16 protein-coding genes are annotated in these 16,876 nt (G+C 73.3%); 9 read left to right on the top strand and 7 right to left on the bottom strand.

Annotated features, from left to right (window positions below):
* Positions 1–235: 235 nt before the first annotated feature.
* From O7634_RS12115 to O7634_RS12095, 5 genes are all read left to right on the top strand, one after another.
* A complete protein-coding gene (locus tag O7634_RS12115) occupies positions 236–1,396 on the top strand; it encodes an acyl-CoA dehydrogenase family protein (RefSeq protein ID WP_278150234.1) in 1,161 nt (386 codons plus the stop codon).
* The gene (locus O7634_RS12110) at positions 1,386–2,600 is read left to right on the top strand and encodes an acetyl-CoA C-acetyltransferase (RefSeq protein ID WP_278150233.1); all 1,215 of its coding nucleotides are present in this window, start codon (positions 1,386–1,388) and stop codon (positions 2,598–2,600) included. The genes O7634_RS12115 and O7634_RS12110 overlap by 11 nt, the downstream gene beginning before the upstream one ends.
* Before the next feature lie 14 nt (positions 2,601–2,614).
* Entirely contained in the window at positions 2,615–4,801 is a 2,187-nt protein-coding gene (locus tag O7634_RS12105) for a 3-hydroxyacyl-CoA dehydrogenase NAD-binding domain-containing protein (RefSeq protein WP_278150232.1), read from the top strand.
* Entirely contained in the window at positions 4,798–5,919 is a 1,122-nt protein-coding gene (locus O7634_RS12100) for a CaiB/BaiF CoA-transferase family protein (protein ID WP_278150231.1), read from the top strand. Before O7634_RS12105 ends, O7634_RS12100 begins: the two co-directional genes overlap by 4 nt.
* Before the next feature lie 124 nt (positions 5,920–6,043).
* Positions 6,044–6,730, top strand: a complete 687-nt coding sequence (locus O7634_RS12095) for a DUF3800 domain-containing protein (protein WP_278150230.1) — start codon at positions 6,044–6,046, stop codon at positions 6,728–6,730.
* Positions 6,731–6,802: 72 nt separating this feature from the next.
* Here O7634_RS12095 and O7634_RS12090 read toward each other — a convergent pair whose 3' ends face one another.
* Positions 6,803–7,600, bottom strand: coding sequence for a cytochrome c oxidase assembly protein (locus O7634_RS12090; RefSeq protein WP_278150229.1), 798 nt, complete (start codon positions 7,598–7,600; stop codon positions 6,803–6,805).
* A 5-nt stretch (positions 7,601–7,605) separates the two neighbouring features.
* Complete coding sequence (locus O7634_RS12085; RefSeq protein WP_278150228.1) at positions 7,606–8,088, bottom strand: DUF2243 domain-containing protein; 483 nt, start codon at positions 8,086–8,088, stop codon at positions 7,606–7,608.
* Between the two features lie 136 nt (positions 8,089–8,224).
* Here O7634_RS12085 and O7634_RS12080 point away from each other — a divergent pair, with 136 nt between their 5' ends.
* From O7634_RS12080 to O7634_RS12065, 4 genes are all read left to right on the top strand, one after another.
* On the top strand, positions 8,225–9,487 hold the full coding sequence (locus tag O7634_RS12080; protein WP_278150227.1) for a DUF2786 domain-containing protein: 1,263 nt from the start codon (positions 8,225–8,227) through the stop codon (positions 9,485–9,487).
* Positions 9,488–9,626: 139 nt separating this feature from the next.
* Positions 9,627–9,992: a YciI family protein gene (locus O7634_RS12075; protein ID WP_278150226.1), complete on the top strand. Its 366-nt coding sequence runs from the start codon at positions 9,627–9,629 to the stop codon at positions 9,990–9,992.
* Positions 9,989–11,242, top strand: a complete 1,254-nt coding sequence (locus O7634_RS12070; protein WP_278150225.1) for a DUF6596 domain-containing protein — start codon at positions 9,989–9,991, stop codon at positions 11,240–11,242. Before O7634_RS12075 ends, O7634_RS12070 begins: the two co-directional genes overlap by 4 nt.
* 90 nt (positions 11,243–11,332) lie before the next feature.
* On the top strand, positions 11,333–11,974 hold the full coding sequence (locus O7634_RS12065; protein WP_278150224.1) for a class I SAM-dependent methyltransferase: 642 nt from the start codon (positions 11,333–11,335) through the stop codon (positions 11,972–11,974).
* Between the two features lie 12 nt (positions 11,975–11,986).
* Here O7634_RS12065 and O7634_RS12060 read toward each other — a convergent pair whose 3' ends face one another.
* The 5 genes from O7634_RS12060 to O7634_RS12040 form a co-directional block, all read right to left on the bottom strand.
* Positions 11,987–13,468: an alpha/beta hydrolase gene (locus O7634_RS12060; protein WP_278150222.1), complete on the bottom strand. Its 1,482-nt coding sequence runs from the start codon at positions 13,466–13,468 to the stop codon at positions 11,987–11,989.
* Between the two features lie 125 nt (positions 13,469–13,593).
* Positions 13,594–13,872: a hypothetical protein gene (locus tag O7634_RS12055; RefSeq protein ID WP_278150221.1), complete on the bottom strand. Its 279-nt coding sequence runs from the start codon at positions 13,870–13,872 to the stop codon at positions 13,594–13,596.
* Entirely contained in the window at positions 13,869–14,213 is a 345-nt protein-coding gene (locus O7634_RS12050) for an ArsR family transcriptional regulator (protein ID WP_278150220.1), read from the bottom strand. Before O7634_RS12050 ends, O7634_RS12055 begins: the two co-directional genes overlap by 4 nt.
* Positions 14,214–14,374: 161 nt before the next feature.
* Positions 14,375–14,548, bottom strand: a complete 174-nt coding sequence (locus tag O7634_RS12045) for a CsbD family protein (protein WP_278150219.1) — start codon at positions 14,546–14,548, stop codon at positions 14,375–14,377.
* Between the two features lie 75 nt (positions 14,549–14,623).
* Positions 14,624–16,873 carry a heavy metal translocating P-type ATPase gene (locus O7634_RS12040; RefSeq protein ID WP_278150218.1) on the bottom strand — a complete coding sequence of 750 codons (2,250 nt, stop codon included), beginning with the start codon at positions 16,871–16,873 and terminating at the stop codon, positions 14,624–14,626.
* Between the last annotated feature and the right edge of the window lie 3 nt (positions 16,874–16,876).

Raw genomic sequence — 16,876 nt, 5'->3', positions numbered from 1 at the left:
CTAACGGAAACTGTCCAAGATTTACCCTGCCGGGACCCCTGACCCGGCCAGGCGGAGGTGTCCGCGTGGCTTGATCGACTCGACTTTCCTGATGTCGGGGTGACCATCTCGCGGGGAGGGGCCGACTTCAAGGAAACGGAGTCGATCAAGGCGCGTCAGTCAAGTCGGGTGGCGAGGCGGCCAGCCGCCGCACGGCTTATTGACATGCCGCCAACAGGGCGCGAGGGTGGTGCACATGTCGACGCCCGACGGTCCCCCCTCGCCCTGGCGCGAGCCGGAGCACGACGACCTGGCCGAGCTGGCCCGCACCTTCTTCACCAGGGAGGTGCTGCCGCACGCCGAGCGCCTGTCGACGCAGGGTCACCCCGACCGCGAGCACTACCGGCGCGCCGGTGGGCTGGGGTTGCTCGGCCTGTCCGTCCCGGAGGAGTACGGCGGAGGCGGCGGCGGGTTCACCCACGAGGCCGTCATGCTGCACGAGCAGGCGTACGCCGGGGAGAGCAGCCTCGGGTTGGCCGTGCACAGTGGGATCGTCACCGGCTACCTGGTGGCGTACGGCAGCGAGGAGCAGAAACGGCGCTGGTTGCCGGGTCTGTGCAGCGGCGAGCTGGTCGGCGCGATAGCGATGACCGAGCCGGACGGCGGCTCGGATCTCCAGGCGATGCGCACCCGGGCCGTCCGCGACGGTGACGACTACCTGGTCACCGGCGCGAAGACGTTCATCACCAACGGCGGTCTGGCCGACCTGATCGTCGTGGCCGTGAAGACCGACCCCGAGCAGCGGGCGGCCGGCGTCTCGCTGCTGGTCTGCGAGGTGGGCGGCGATCCGGAGGGGTTCCGCAGGGGCCGCCTGCTCTCCAAGATCGGGCTACACGCCAACGACACCGCCGAGCTGTTCTTCGACGAGTTCCGGGTGCCGGCGGCCAACCTGCTCGGCGGTGTGGAGGGGTTGGGCTTCGTCCAGCTCATGCAGCAACTTCCGCAGGAACGACTGGTGATCGGCGTCGGCGCGGTGGCGGCCATGGAACGGGCGGTCGAGCTGACCGTCGCGTACGCCAAGGAGCGCACCACCTTCGGCAAGCCGCTGCTGGGGCACCAGAACACCCGGATGGTGCTCGCCGAGTGCGCCACCCGTACCCGGGTCAGCCGGGTCTTCCTTGACGACTGCATCGTCCGGCACACCCGGGGCGAGCTGGACGTGGCCACCGCCGCGATGGCGAAGTCGTGGCTCACCGAGGGGCAGTGCGAGGTCGTCGACAGGTGCCTTCAGCTCTTCGGCGGCTACGGCTACACCACGGAATACCCGATCGCCCGGATGTACGCCGACGCCCGGGTCCAGAAGATCTACGGCGGCGCCAACGAGATCATGAAGGAGCTGATCGCCCGTGCCCTCTGAGGCGTACGTCTATGACGCGGTCCGCACCCCGCGCGGACGCGGCCGGGACACGGGCGCGCTGCACGGGGTCAAGCCGATCTCCCTGGTGGTCGGTCTGATCGACGCGGTGCGGGAACGCAACCCCGGCCTGGACGTCGGCCGGCTGGAGGACCTGCTGCTCGGCATCGTCACCCCGATCGGTGAGCAGGGCGGTGACCTGGCCCGCGCCGCCGCACTGCTGGCCGGGCTGCCCGAGCAGGTGGGCGGGGTGCAGCTCAACCGGTTCTGCGCCTCCGGGCTGGAGGCGGTCAACTCGGCCGCCGCGCGGGTCCGCTCCGGCTGGGAGCACCTGCTGCTCGCCGGTGGGGTCGAGTCGATGTCCCGGGTACCGATGGGTTCCGACGGCGCGGCCTGGGCCACCGACCCGCAGACCGCGCTCGCCACGTCGTTCGTGCCGCAGGGCGTCAGCGCCGACCTGATCGCCACGCTGGAGGGTTTCACCAGGGACGACGTGGACGGTTACGCGGTGCGGTCGCAGGAGCGGGCCGCCAAGGCGTTGGCCGGCGGGCACTTCGCGCGTTCGGTGGTGCCGGTCCGCGACGGCAACGGGCTGGACATCCTCACCGTCGACGAGCACCCGCGTCCGGAGACCACCCGCGAGGCGCTGGCAGGGCTCACCCCGTCCTTCGCCACGCTCGGCGAGGCGGCCGGCTTCGACGCCGTCGCGTTGCAGAAGTTCCACTGGCTGGAGGCGATCGAGCACGTCCACCACGCGGGCAACTCGTCCGGCATCGTGGACGGCGCGGCGCTCGTACTCATCGGCTCGGAAGGGGTTGGCCGGGACCTCGGTCTCACGCCGCGCGCCCGGATCGTCGGCGCGGCGGTCACCGGCGCCGACCCGACGCTGATGTTGACCGGGCCGATTCCGGCCACCCACAAGGCGCTGGCCGTCGCCGGCCTGACGGTCGACGACATCGACCTGTTCGAGATCAACGAGGCGTTCGCCGCCGTGGTCCTCAAGTACGTCCGTGACCTGGGCCTCGATCCGGACCGGGTGAACGTCAACGGCGGCGCGATCGCCCTCGGCCATCCGCTCGGCGCGACCGGGGCGATGCTGCTCGGCACGGCGTTGGACGAGTTGGAGCGCCGCGACCTGCGCCGCGCCGTCGTGACGCTGTGCATCGGCGGCGGCATGGGCGTCGCCACAGTTCTCGAGCGCTGCTGACCGGAGGGACGACAATGACCGAGACCATCCGGTACGACCGCGGCGACGACGGCATCGTCACGCTCACCCTGGACGACCCGACGCAGTCGGCGAACACCATGAACCGGGCGTACGCCGCGTCGATGACCGCCGTTCTCGACCGGCTGGAAGCCGAGCCCGACCTCGTCGGCGTGATCGTGACCAGCGCGAAGTCGACGTTCTTCGCCGGCGGCGACCTGCCCGAGATGATCAGCGCGACGCGTGCCGACGCGCCCGCGCTGACCGAGCTGCTCGGCGCCATCAAGCGGGACCTGCGCCGCCTGGAGACGCTGGGGCGGCCGGTGGTCGCGGCGGTCAACGGCTCCGCGCTCGGCGGTGGCCTGGAGATCGCGCTCGCCTGCCACCACCGGATCGCGCTGGACGCGCCGGACAGCCGGCTCGGGCTGCCCGAGGTGACCCTGGGCCTGCTGCCCGGCGCGGGCGGGGTGACCCGGACGGTACGCATGCTCGGCCTGGCGACGGCACTGACCACCGTGTTGCTCACCGGCCGACGGATGCGCCCTGCCGACGCCCTGGCCGCCGGCCTGGTCGACGAGGTGGTCGCCACCGAGGCGGAGTTGCTGGACCGTGCCCGCGCCTGGATCGTCGCCAACCCGCGCCCGGCGCAGCCGTGGGACCGGCCGGACTACCGGATGCCCGGCGGCAGCCCGGCCAGCCGCTCGCTCGCCGCTCAGTTACCCGCCTTCCCGGCCACGCTGCGCAAACAGCTCAAGGGGGCTCGACTGCCCGCGCCGGAGGCGATCCTGGCCGCCGCCGTGGAGGGCGCCCAGGTCGACCTGGAGACGGCCCTGACCGTGGAGACCCGGCACCTGATCGGCCTGCTCACCGGGCAGGTCGCCAAGAACATGATCGGCGCGTTCTTCTTCGACCTGAAGGCCGTCAACGGCGGTGCCGCCCGACCGTCGGTGGACGTCGCCCCGGTGCGGCGGGTGGCGGTGCTCGGCGCCGGCATGATGGGCGCCGGCATCGCGTACGCCTGCGCCAGCGCCGGGCTCGACGTGGTGGTCAGGGACGTCTCCCCGGAGGCCGCCGGGCGGGCCCGGGAGCACGCCGAACGGTTGCTGGCCCGCCGGGTACGCAAGGGTCGCGCGACCGAGGCGGACGCCCGCGCCGTGCTGGACCGGATCACCGCCACCGACCGGGTGGACGCGCTCGCCGGCTGCGACGCGGTGATCGAGGCGGTCTTCGAGGACCCGGCGCTGAAGCAGCAGGTCTTCGCCGAGGTGCTGCCGGTGCTGGCGCCCGACGCGTTGCTCGCCTCCAACACGTCCACCCTGCCGATCAGCGAACTGGCTGCCGGCGTGGACCGGCCGGCCGACTTCATCGGCATGCACTTCTTCTCCCCGGTGGACCGGATGCCGCTGCTGGAGATCGTGGTCGGTGAACGGACCGGCGACGCCGCGCTGGCGCGGGCGTTCGACCTGGGCCGGCGGATCGGCAAGACGCCGATCGTGGTCAACGACGGTCGCGGCTTCTTCACCAGCCGGGTGATCGGCCGCTTCATCGACGAGGCGGTCGGCATGGTCGCCGAGGGCGTGCCCGCCGCGTCGGTGGAGCAGGCAGCGTTGCAGGCCGGCTACCCGACCGGGCCGCTGGCGCTCGCCGACGAGGTGAGCCTCACGCTGATCCAGCGGATCCGTCGTCAGTTCGAGGCCGCCAGCGCGGAGTACCGGCCGCTGCCGGCGCACCGGCTCGTGGACGAGCTGGTGGACGCGTACGACCGGCCGGGGCGCGCGGCGGGGCGGGGCTTGTACTCCTACGACGACGGCACCCGAGGGCGGTTGTGGACAGGACTGGCCGACCTGATCACCGACGCCGGCCGCGCGGTGCCGTTCACCGATCTCCAGGAGCGGATGCTCTTCGCCAAGGCGCTCGACGCGGTGCGCTGCCTCGACGAGGGGGTGCTGCGTACCGAGACCGACGCCAACATCGGCTCGATCTTCGGCATCGGCTTCCCGGCGTGGACGGGAGGGGTGCTTCGCTACGTCCGGCAGTACGCGGGCGGCCCGGCCGGCTTCGCCGCCCGCGCGACCGAGCTGGCCGACCGCTACGGCGACCGGTTCACACCCCCCGCCGACCTGGTCGACAGACTCGCCGCCAGCGCACCCGGGCCGGACGGCGACAGTTCCGCCCGTTCCGCAGAGCCGGCCGGCGTCGCGTGACGGCGGCGCGCGGCGGGCCACTGGCCGGGGTGCGGGTCGTCGAACTGGCGAGCCTCGCCCCGGCGCCGTTCGGCTGCATGGTGCTCGCCGACCTCGGCGCGGACGTGGTGCGGGTGGACCGGCCGGGCGCCCCGGGGCCGGGCCGGTTGGCCGCGCCGACCGGCGGACCACTGCAACGTGGGCGGCGGGCCACCGCCCTGGACCTGAAGTCCCCGGCCGGGGTGGCGGACCTGCTGCGCCTTGCCGAGCGGGCGGACGTGCTGGTCGAGGCGTACCGGCCGGGGGTTGCCGAGCGGCTCGGCTTCGGCCCGGAGGTGTGCCGGGCCCGCAACCCCCGACTGGTGTACGCGCGGATGACCGGCTGGGGTCAGGACGGCCCGCTGGCGGCCCGCGCCGGGCACGACATCGACTACATCGCGGTGGCCGGCGCGTTGGAGCCGCTGGGCCGGGCCGGCGAGCGCCCGTACGCGCCGATGAACCTGCTCGGCGACTTCGGCGGCGGCGGCATGCTGCTCGCCGTCGGTGTGCTGGCCGCGCTGCTGGAACGGGAACGCTCCGGCGTCGGCCAGGTGGTCGACGCCGCGATGGTGGACGGGTCGGCGCTGCTCACCTCGTTCCTGCACGGGCTGCTCGGCACCGGCCTGTGGGCCGCCCCGCGCGGGCACAACATGTTCGACGGCGGGGCGCCCTTCTACGACACCTACCGCACGTCGGACGGGCAGTTCATGGCCGTCGGCGCGGTCGAGCCGGCGTTCTACGCCGTCCTGCTCGCCGGCCTGGAACTCGCCGACGACGCCGACCTGCCCGCCCAGTACGACCCGAGCGGCTGGGACGAGCTGCGCCGTCGCTTCGCCGAGCGGTTCGCGGAGCGCAGCCGGGACGAGTGGACGGCTGTCTTCGCCGACCTGGACGCCTGCGTCGCACCGGTGCTCGCCCCCGGCGAGGCGCACGCGCACCCGCACAACGCCGTCCGGGGCACCTTCGTCGAGGTCGGCGGCGAGATCCAACCGGCCCCGGCGCCTCGCTTCGACAGGACACCGACCGACCCACCCGCGCCGGCCCCCGACCCGGACCACGACACCCGATCGGTGGAGGACATCCTCACCACCTGGCAGTAACTAATGCCCCGCAGGACGTGAACGTGATTGCCTGGCTACCGCGCGTCGCGGTGATCACAGTGCGCGGTGAGACCTATCCTCCGTGGGTGCTACTCACCTATGTGGACGAGTCGTACACCGACCGGTGGTACTGGATGGGGGCGCTTGTGGTGCCCGAAGCGTCGCCATTCCGCTGAGCACCGCCATCGACGAGGTCGTCCGGAACGCGGCGAAGACGTACCGCGTCAGCGAGGAGGCGGAGTTGCACGGGTACGACCTGTTTCAGGGTCGGTCCCACTGGAGGGAACTCCCACCCCGCGCGCGCATCGCCGTCTACAACGCCGCGATGAAGACCATCGGAGCGCACGACGTGAAACTCATCTTGCGCGGGGTCGATCGTCACGGCCTGGTACGCCGTTACGCGTCTTCGAAGCCCGCCCACGAGGTGGTGTTGTCGCATCTACTGGAACGTGTCGACGGGTACGCCGCGCAGTGCGAGGAGTTTGCCCTGGTGATCGCCGATGAGGTGGACAATCCGGCGACTCACCGCTCCGACCTGCGGCGCTACCGCGTCGCCGGGACCGGGGGATACCGATCACGGCGACTCACCCGGATCGTCGACACGTTGCACTTCGCCCCGTCACATGCCTCGCGACTGGTGCAGGCAGTGGATCTGGTGACGTTCCTTTACCGCCGGATGGCCAACGGCGGAAGTCTTGATCCGCGGGAGGTGGCGGCGAACGAGCGCCTGTGGTCGTGGGTCGAGGGTCGCCGGTACCACTCGTGGTGTTGGTCCCCGGCGTCCCGCCGGATGCACGAAGGGCCCGCGTGAGCGGGCCCTAAGGCGGCTGCGGGAACCCTCGGAAGGGCCTCCTGCGCTTTCACGCTAGCAGCAGTTCGCGCCCTACGCACGAACTAAGCGAGGCCGGTGGCAGGGGCGGCGCAGGGCACGTCGGCGGTACCAGGTGGCGAAGAGGGCTGTCGCCAGGAGCAGCTCCGCCACGTCCCCGCCGTAGTACATGAGTTGGGCGGCCGACTGGAACGCGGCCGGGTCCCGGTCGGGAAGGCCGGGTGGCAAGGTCGCGGCGTTCACGTACAGGTACTTGGCCAGCACGGCGTGACCGGCCGCCGCGCCGAGCAGGGCGCCGACCCGGACCGCCAGGCCGGGACGACGGGGGGCCGGGTCCGGGCCGGCCAGCGACCAGGCGAAAAGGTACCCGGAGGCCAGGTAGTGCAGGTGTACGGCGTGGTGCACGGCGGGTTGCCGCTCGGCCAGCGCGTACAGCGGGGTGAGCAGCACCAGCGCGAGGCCGCCGGTGCTGAGCAGCGCGGCGGTGACCGGGTGGGCGAGCAGGTGCAGGGCGCGAAGGCGGAACAGCCGGCCCACGATCCGGCGTACCGGCGGCCGGGCGACGTGCAGCAGCAGCGTGACCGGCGCGCCGAGCGCCAGCCCGAGCGGGGCCAGCATGCCGAGCAGCAGGTGTTGTGCCATGTGCCCGCGTGGGTCGTCGGGGATCTGGGCCAGCGGCCCGAGGGCGACCGCCAGCAGCGCGCAGCCGAGCAGCCAGGCGACCGTACGGCGGTGGTCCCAGCCACGCGGGTCGCGGAGGGCGGCCACCAGGTAGCCGGCGGCCAGCGGCACGACGGGAAGCAGCGGGAACCAACCCGGCCCGTCCACCGCGTGGCCCCCGTGGGCGAGCATCGCCGTCACCGACGGCCGTCGCCCGCGCCACCGGCCCGGGTCCGCCACAGCAGCGCCGCGCCGGCCAGCAACAGCACCGCGCCGGCCACGTTCCACACCACGTCGTACGGGACGAGGTGGACGCCGTAGCGGATCTGGTGCAGCCGGAGCACCTTGTGGTCGACGATCCCGTCGAAGAGTTGGAACCCTCCCGCGCCGAGCAGGAAGCCAGCCCAGGCCAACCGGGTCGACAGGGCCTGCCGCCGGCGGACGTCGGCGAACCAGAAGAAGCCACCGACCAGGGCGATCACCTCGGCGGCGTGCAGCAGCCCGTCGGAGAGCAACGCGACCGGAAGGGTCGACCGGTCGTAGAAGTGGTGCCACGCCAGCAACTGGTGGAAGACGATCTCGTCCACCGCCGCCATGATCGCGACGCCGATGATGACGCCGGCGAGCGTCGAGGAGCGAGCGTCGACGCGACGTGCGTTCGGCAGGATCGCGCCGCTCACCACACACCTCACAGTCGGGTCGGTTCACGCTAGAAATACCCCGAAAAGGACGGAACATGCATGCCTGCCCCGACCCGACGCCGGGGGCATGGCGCATGATCATGGGACCTGACGAGGCTGGAACGAGGAGGTGCCGGTGCCGGACGCTGACGAACTCGTCGCCAACGCGCTCGCGGCGGTGCGCGGCACCGACGTACGGCAGGCCGAACGGCAGCTGGACCGGCTGATGGTTGGCAGCGGCGCGGCGGACGCCGGCACGGCGGTGGACGCCGCGCTGGTCCGCCGTCTGGTACGCGGCCTGGCCGGGCTGTGGCCGCGCGGGTGGCAGCCGGTCGACGTACACCGGATCACCGGTCGCCGGCTGGACGCCCGTGCGGCGGGCCTGGTCCGGGATGCGATGGCCGCCCAGCGGCGCGACCAGGCCGACCCGGTCCCGCAGTGGTGGGACGAGCAGCTACGCGAGCTGGGGGCCACCGCGGTCACCGACCAGCCGGGCGTGCTGGCGGGCTGGTCCCGCCGGGAAGGGCTCGACCGTACCGATGCGTTGCGCGTCGCCGTCGACGTCCTCGCGCTCGTGGAGAGCCTGCCGCCGATCGCGGTGCTGCGCCCGCCGCCCGGCGTGACCGGCGCGGCGCTCCCCCGCACGGCCGGCGCGGCCCGCACCGGGTCACCGATGCTGGACCGGGTACGGGCGCTGCTGGCCAAGGCCGAGTCGACGACCTTTCCGGCCGAGGCGGAGGCGCTGACCGGCAAGGCACAGGAGCTGATCGCCCGGCACAGCATCGACGAGGCGCTGCTGGCCGGCGGGGCCGAGCGCGGGGACGCGCCCGGCGGGGTGCGGTTGAGCACCGACAGCCCGTACGCGGGTGCGAAGGCGCTGCTGGTGCAGGAGGTCGCGGCGGCGAACCGGTGCGAGGCGGTCTGGTCCGACGATCTCGGCTTCAGCACCGTGCTGGGCTGGCCGGCCGACCTGGTGGCGGTGGAGGTGCTCTACACCTCGCTGCTGGTCCAGGCCACGGCGGCGATGCTGCGCGGGCGCGCCGAGCGCCGGCCGGGTTCGGGTCGGCGGACGAAGGTGTGGGACGAGTCCTTCCTCAACGCGTTCGCGCTGCGCATCGGCGAACGACTGCGTGCGGCCACCGAGGCGGCGACCGACGCGGCCACCGACCCGGCCGACCGGGTGGCCGGGGCGGACCGGCTGTTGCCGGTGCTCGCCGCCCGGGGTGCGGCGGTCCGGGAGCGGCTGGAGACGTTGTTTCCCGGCGTCACGCGGCACCGGCTCAGCGTGCGCGACGCCGAGGGCTGGTCGTCGGGCACCTCGGCCGCCGACCGGGCAGCGCTCGACGTCGGCGGCGTCCGCCGGCCCCGGCAGGTGCCCGGCCGGCCCGACGCCCGCTGAGTCACCCGGCGTGGGACCGTCACCGCCGGACGTTTCTGCGATTTTCTGCGGTTGGCGGTAGGGATCGGCGCGACGGCTCCGACCCTCCGGTGAGCCGCGCCCCGACCGGGGTACGGCCGAGAGCCCGAGGAGCGTCACCATGAAGTACATGCTGTTGATCTGGAACCGGCCCGGCTTCACGGAGGAGCTGAGCGAGCAGGACCGTACCGCCCTGTTCGGCGAGGTCGACGAGATCATGCGGGAGCTGACCGAGAGCGGTGAGCTGATCGGCGGCCAGGCGCTGGCCAGTTCGTCGCAGACCCGTACGGTCCGGCTCGTCGACGGCGCGACGGAGGTCGTCGACGGGCCGTTCGTGGAGAGCAAGGAGCAGTTCGCCGGCTACCTGGCTGTCGACTGCGACAGCCCGGAGCGGGCCGCCGAGATCGCCGCCCGCTGGCCGGACGTGCGTTTCGGCGGCGCGATGGAGGTTCGGCCGATCATGGATGACGGCGGAGCGGAGATGTGACCGACGACCGGAGGGTCGAGGACCTGCTGCGTACGCTCGCGCCGCAGGTCCTCGGCCTGCTGGTGCGCCGGCACGGGCAGTTCGACAGGTGCGAGGACGCCGTGCAGGAGGCCCTGCTGGCCGCCGCGACGCAGTGGCCCGGGCAGGGCGTGCCGGACAACCCGCGCGCCTGGCTGCTCACCGTGGCGACGCGCCGGCTCACCGACGAGTGGCGCAGCGAGAGCGCCCGCCGGGACCGCGAGGTGGCGGTGGCGCTGCGCGAGCCGGCGTACGCGGGGGTCGCGCCACCGGCCGACGCGGAGCCGACGGTGCCGGACGCCGACGACACCCTCACGCTGCTGTTCCTCTGCTGCCACCCGGCGCTGGCCGGATCGGCGCAGGTGGCGCTCACCCTACGGGCGGTGGGCGGTCTCAGCACCGCCCAGATCGCCCGGGCGCACCTGGTGCCGGAGGCGACCATGAGCCAGCGGATCAGGCGGGCCAAGCAGCGGATCGAGGCCGCCGGGGCGCGGTTCGCGATGCCCGGCCCGGCCGAACGGGAGGAGCGGCTGGCGGCCGTGCTCCGGGTGCTCTACCTGATCTTCAACGAGGGTTACACCGCCTCGAGCGGCCCGGATTTGCACCGGGCCGAGTTGACGGACGAGGCGATCCGGCTGGCGCGCGTCCTGCACGGGCTGCTGCCCGACCACGGCGAGGTGACCGGGCTGCTCGCGCTGATGCTGCTCACCGACGCGCACCGGGCGGCCCGGGTGGGCCCGGACGGGGAGTTGGTGCCGCTCACCGAGCAGGACCGCTCCCGCTGGGACAGCGCCGCCATCGCGGAGGGCATCGCCCTGATCACCGAGGCGCTGACCTGGTCGCCGCCCGGCCCGTACCAGCTCCAGGCGGCGATCGCCGCCGTGCACGCGGAGGCGCCGACGGCCGCGGAGACCGACTGGCGGCAGATCGTCGCGCTCTACCGGCTGCTGTCCCGGATCGCGCCGAATCCGATGGTCACCCTCAACCAGGCGGTAGCGGTGGCCATGGTGGACGGGCCACACGCCGGGCTCGCCCTGCTCACCCCGTTGGACGCCGACGAGCGCACCGCCGGGCACCACCGGCTCGCCGCCGTCCGGGCGCACCTGTTCGAGTTGGCCGGGGACGCCGAGGGGGCACGGGAGGCGTACCTGGCCGCGGCGCGGGGCACCACGAGCGTGCCCGAGCAGCGGTATCTGGAGCTGCGGGCCGCCCGGCTGGCGACGCCGCGGTAGCACCGCAGCGAATTGCCGTTTCGGCAAGAAACTTTGCGCTTTCCTCGGCAGCCGGTCACAGTCGGTGGCGAGACACGAAGGAGCGGCCGGATGACCGAGCACCACGAATTCGACAAGGGCTACTGGGACCGCCACTGGCACCAGGCGCAGCACGGCGAGCACGGCGGCGGAGCAGGGCATCCGCCGCACCCGTACCTGGCCGACCAGGCCAATGGCCTGCCGCCGGGCACGGCGCTGGACGCCGGGTGCGGCACCGGCGCGGAGGCGGTCTGGCTCGCCGCGCACGGCTGGCGGGTCACCGCCGTCGACATCGCCTCCGCCGCGCTCGCCCGGGCCGCCGCGCGCGCCGCCAGCGCCGGGGTGGTCGAGCGGGTGCGGTGGGTGGAGGCGGACCTGACCACCTGGGACCCGGGCGTGCGGTTCGACCTGGTCACCACCCACTACGCGCACCCGGCGATGCCGCAGCTGGCCTTCTACGACCGCGTCGCCGGCTGGGTGGCGCCCGGCGGCACCCTGCTGATCGTCGGGCACCTGCACGCTCCGGGCGCCACCGGGCACGAGCACCACCCACCCGCCGAGGCGTCGGTGACCCTCGCGGACATCACCGCCGGGCTGGACGGCAACCGGTGGGAGATCAGCACCGCCGAGGAGCACCGCCGGGTGGTGGCCGGCCCCGGGGGTCGGGAGAACACGCTGCACGACGTCGTCGTCCGCGCCACCCGACGCCCCTGAGCCGGCCGCCGGTCACCCCTCGGGCTGGACCGCCGGGCAGCTGGCACCCCGGCCCGGCACGACCTGGTCCAGCAGGTAGGGGTCGACGGCGCTCCGCACGCACGGGCTGGTGGTGTAGCTGCCGTGCCCCCACCCGTGGTAGGTGAGCAGCACCCCGTGCCAACCCAACTGCCGCGCCACGTTCCGGGCCCACCCGTAGCCGCTCGCCGGGTCGTGCACGGTCGCCGCGATCACCAGCGGGACGTCGGTGCGCACCCGCAACCGGTGCTGCGGGTTGGCCACCGGCGTCGGCGTGCCCAGGCAGGTGACCACCGCGAACAGCGCCGGCGGGTACCGCAGGTCGGGCGCGAGCCGGGCGCTGCGGCGCAGGTGTCCGGCGTACTCCCGGTAGTCGCGGACCGGCAGGCTCCAGTCCTGGCAGAAGACCGCGAAGGGGTACGGCGCGACGGCGTCGTCGGCCAGCCTGGTGCCGGTCGGTACGGTGGCGTCGTCAGCCAGCCTGCCGATCCACTCCGCCAGCCCCGGCCACCGCCACGTGTCGTAGAGCCTCTTGTGCGCGAGGCGACTCAGCTCGAACGCGGCCAGCGGGGCGCCGGCCCGGTCCGGGTCGGTGAGCGCCCCGCGCTCGGCCCGGTCGTGCAGTCCGGCCCAGATCGCCCGCACGTCCCGGCCGTGCAGGGCGCAGTCCGTGGAGCGGGCGCACCAGTCCAGGAACTCGTCGAACGCGCCCTCGGCGGTGACGGCCTGGGTGTCGAGGAAGGCACGGGTGCCGAGGCTGTGGTCCATCGCGGCCTCCAGCACCATGGCCCGGACCCGACCGGGGAACAGCTCGGCGTAGCGCTGCCCGAGCAGCGTGCCGTACGAGCTGCCGTGGAAGGTCAGTCGAGGTTCGCCGAGCGCGGCGCGGACCGCATCCAGGTCCCGGGCGGCGCTCATCGTGTCGACGTGGTCGTAGAGCGCGCCCGTACGGGCCCGGCAGTCGGCGCGCAGCAGCGCGTTGTTGGCCACCGTGGCGTCGAACTGCGCCTGGTCGGCGATCACCTGTGGTTGCCGGCCGAGCAGCTCCCGCGAGCAGCGCACCGGATGACTGGCGCCGGTGCCACGCGGGTCGAAGCTGACGATGTCGAACCGGCGGCGCAGGTCGGCGCTGAACCGCGAGCTGCCGTTCACCACCCGGTCGACGCCGCTGTCACCCGGCCCTCCGGGACCGAAGACCAGGGAACCCTGCCGGGCGGCCGGGTCGGTGGCGACCCGACGGGCCAACGCCAGCTCGAAGCGCTCCCCCGCTGGTCGGCTCCAGTCGACGGGCAGCGACAGCGTGCCACACTCGGCCGGCGCCTCCTCGCCGGGCGGGTCCTCTCCGGGGGTGTCCTCGACGCAGGGCCCCCAGTCGATGGCGGGCCGGGCGACGGCCGGTGCCGCCGGGGTCAGGGTGGCGGCGGTGAGCGCCACCGCCACCGCCCAACCGACTCCGGATTTGCGTACGCGCAGCATGAGGTGCTGTCCTCTCCTCGAAGGAGTGTTGCCGGTGAAACTCGCCCGGTGGGCGAGGTGACGCTGCTTCCACCCGGGCCGTCGAGTAGCCGCTCGACGGCCCGGGGCCGGTGCGATCCGGTGGGTCAGTCGACGTCGGACAGGACGCGTTCGACGCCTGTCATCCGGGTCTCCAGCCCACCGAGGCGACCGTCCAACGCCTCGAGCAGTCGGGCGTTCTCCGCCTGGGCCTCGGCGACCTTCTCGGCGAGCTTCCGGTAGTCGTCCGCGCGGGTCGCCTCGTACCGGGCCCGCCGGGTCTTCGCCACCTGCACGACGGTCACCGTGAACACGCTGATCAGCAGGGCGAAGATGCCGATCGCGCCGACCACCTCGGTCCAGTCGTGGTCGCTCATTCCGGTCACCGCGTCGCTCCCGGTTGCTCGGTCGAGTCGGGCACGGTCAGTGTCTCGACCGCCGCCGTGATGGCCTGGGGGGTGAGTGTGAGCACGAACGGCTCCACCTCGTAGTAGTTCATGGCCTTCCCGTCCTCCGACAACTCCAGGTTGGCGGTGACCAGCCCGGCCGCCGCCAGCTTCCGTAGGTGGACCTGCAACAGCGCCCGACTGATGCCCAGTTGCCGGGCCAGCCCACTGACGTAGGCACGCTCCTGGGCCAACGCGGCGACGATCCGCAGTCGGTGCGGGTTGGCCAGGGTGGCCAGCACCCGGACCAGCTCGTCGCCGGTCGGCGGTGACGCGCTCACAACCGACCCTTGCACATGCAAAAAGAAGTTAGCAGGTGTCGTCGGCCGATGGAGGGCCGCGGCGGCGGAATCAGGGGCATCTCAGGGTCACCGGGGGCCGGAGACGACAACACGCCGGGCCGGTGAAGATCACCGGCCCGGCGTGCGGGTTGGGTCGTACGTCAGCTCTTGAAGGCGTCCTTGATCTTCTCGCCCGCCTGCTTGAGCTTGGCCGTGGACTGGTCAGCGCGACCCTCGGCCTCCAGCTGCTCGTTGTCGGTGGCCCGACCGGCGCCTTCCTTCAGCTTGCCGGCCGCGTCCTCGGTGGCGTTGTTGACCTTGTCGTCGAAACCCATTTGTCGACCTCCATCGCAAGCGTCGCTACGAGGACAGAGGTACCCTCGCCGCCACCGGTAAACCCATCGCCGTCGTCACAGTTCGGCGACGGCCGACCGGAAGCGGCGCAGCCGCAGACTGTTGGCCACCACGAAGACCGAGGAGAGCGCCATCGTGGCCCCGGCGATCATCGGGTTGAGCAGCCCGGCGGCGGCCAACGGCAGGGCCGCGACGTTGTAGCCGAACGCCCAGAACAGGTTGCCGCGGATGGTGCCGAGCGTGCGCCGCGCCAGCCGGATGGCGTCCACGGCGGCGCCCAGGTCACCCCGGACGAGGGTGAGGTCGGACGCCTCGATCGCCACGTCGGTGCCCGTGCCCATGGCGAGACCCAGGTCGGCCTGGGCCAAGGCTGGCGCGTCGTTGACCCCGTCACCGACCATCGCCACCGAGCGCCCCTCGGCCTGGAGCCGCTTGACCACGTCGACCTTCCCGGCCGGCAGCACCTCGGCGATGACCTCGTCGACGCCCACCTCGGCGGCGACAGCGCGGGCCACAGCGGCGTTGTCCCCGGTGAGCAGGATCGGCGTGAGCCCCAGCGAACGCAGTCCGGCCACGGCGGCCCGACTGTCCGGCCGGACCACGTCGGCGACCGCGAGCACCCCCCGGGCCCGGCCCTCCCAGCCCGCCACGATGGCCGTACGCCCGGCGGCCTCCGCGTCCCGCACGGCCCACTCCACCTCCGGCGGTACGTCGAGATCGTGCTCCCGTAGCAGCCGGACCCGGCCGACCAGCACGACCCGCCCGTCGACGGTGCCGGTCACGCCCAGCCCGGCGAGGTTACGGAAGTCGGTCACGGCGGGCAACGCGCCCGCCTCGGCGGCACCGCTGGCGATCGCACGGGCGATCGGGTGTTCGGAGGCGGCCTCCACCGCCCCGGCGAGCCGGAGCAGATCGGCGGGCTCCTCCCCGCTGGCCGGCAGCACGTCCACCAGCGTCATCCGGCCGGTCGTCACGGTGCCGGTCTTGTCCAGCACCACGGTGTCCACCCGGCGCGTCGACTCCAGCACCTCCGGTCCCTTGATCAGCACGCCGAGCTGAGCGCCCCGGCCGGTGCCGACCAGCAGCGCGGTCGGGGTGGCCAGGCCGAGCGCGCACGGGCAGGCGATGATCAGCACGGCCACGGCGGCGGTGAACGCGGCGGTCGGGCCGGCGTCGGCGCCCAACCACCAGCCGAGCGTGCCGACGGCCAGGGTGATGACGATCGGCACGAAGACCCCGGAGATCCGGTCGGCCAGCCGTTGCACCGCCGCCTTGCCGCTCTGGGCCTGCTCGACCAGGTCGGCCATCCGGGCGAGCTGGGTGTCCGCGCCGACGCGGGTGGCGGTGACGACCAGTCGCCCGCCCGCGTTGACGGTCGCGCCGACGACGCCGTCGCCCGGCGCGACCTCGACCGGCACCGACTCACCGGTGAGCATGCTGGCGTCGACCGCCGAGGTGCCCTCGTCGACCACCCCGTCGGTGGCGATCTTCTCCCCCGGGCGGACCACGAACCGGTCACCGACGGCGAGGCGGTCCACGGGGATCAGCGTCTCCACCCCGTCCCGCAGCACCGCCACCTCCTTCGCGCCGAGTTCGAGCAGGGCACGCAGGGCGGCACCGGCGGTCCGCTTGGACCGGGCCTCGAAGTAGCGACCGGCCAGGATGAACACCGTCACCCCGGCGGCGGCCTCCAGATAGATGTTGCCGGCGCCGTCGGTGCGGGTGATGTCGAGGCGGAACGGGTGCGTCATCCCGGGCATCCCGGCGTCACCGAGGAACAGCGCCCAGAGCGACCAGCCGAACGCCGCCAGGGTGCCGAGCGAGACCAGCGTGTCCATTGTCGCCGCGCCGTGCCGCAGGTTCGTCCAGGCCGCCCGGTGGAAGGGCAACCCGCCCCAGACCACCACCGGGGCGGCCAGGGTCAGCGACAGCCACTGCCAGTAGTCGAACTGCCAGGCGGGAACCATGGCCAGCAGGACCACCGGCACGCTCAGCGCCGCCGAGACCCAGAGCCGGGTACGCGGACCGCGCAGCGGGTCCGCCGGCTCCTCGGCGGTCGGTGGGGCGGGCAGCGCCGCCGTGTAGCCGGTCTTCCGCACGGTCTCGATCAGGTCGTCCGGCGTGACGCCGTCGGCGTACCGGACCGTCGCCTTCTCGGTGGCGTAGTTGACGGTGGCGCTCACCCCGTCCATCCGGTTGAGCTTCTTCTCGACCCGGGCGGCGCAGGCGGCACAGGTCATCCCGCCGATGGCCAGTTCGATCCGGTTCGGCGCCTCGGGCAGTGGTCTGCTGCTGGTGGTGGTCATCGT

The sequence above is a fragment of the Micromonospora sp. WMMD1120 genome, assembly GCF_029626235.1.
In the GTDB taxonomy this organism is placed as follows: Bacteria; Actinomycetota; Actinomycetes; order Mycobacteriales; family Micromonosporaceae; genus Micromonospora.
Note: the sequence above shows the minus strand (reverse complement) of the source record. Positions and strands in the feature narration are given on the sequence as shown.